Source organism: Helicobacter monodelphidis (genome assembly GCF_003288845.1).
In the GTDB taxonomy this organism is placed as follows: Bacteria; Campylobacterota; Campylobacteria; order Campylobacterales; family Helicobacteraceae; genus NHYN01.
Genome location: NZ_NHYN01000099.1, coordinates 1 through 459, shown reverse-complemented (window position 1 = coordinate 459; position 459 = coordinate 1). Strand labels below are relative to the sequence as shown.

Here is a 459-nt window from a genome sequence, read left to right as displayed (position 1 = left end):
TATGCAAAATGAGACATCTCAAATCATAGAACTTGCAAAAAAAGACTTACTCAAAAATGGAAACTACAACCTTGATGAGTTAATGGATAAGGTAGGTTTATCAGCAAAAAAGAAGGAAAAGAGCAGATATTATTATGAACAATTCACACAAGAGCTAAAAGAATTATACAAAAGAAAAGAGAATCTAAAGAAAGAAACCATCAAAAACACAGAAGAGTCTCTTCATGTATCACGTTCACTTTCATTTATAATCCATGAAATAAGAGAGCAGTTTGAAGAAAAATTCAATATCCAACCCCTAAAAGAATTTGGAACAAATTATGCCGAGTTTTATCATGATGGAACAAATGCAATCAGTAAGCTTTTAAGAGAATCAAGAGTTTTCAAAGGTGAAGGTGAGTTTAATGCACAAGTTGCAGGAGCATTCTATAAAGAAGGCTTAGGGGATATTGATTTAGT

General features: G+C 31.8%; 1 pseudogene. It reads left to right on the top strand.

Going from position 1 to position 459, the window contains the following annotated elements:
* A pseudogene (locus CCZ01_RS10655) lies at nucleotides 1-459 on the top strand (hypothetical protein); the annotation flags it as partial.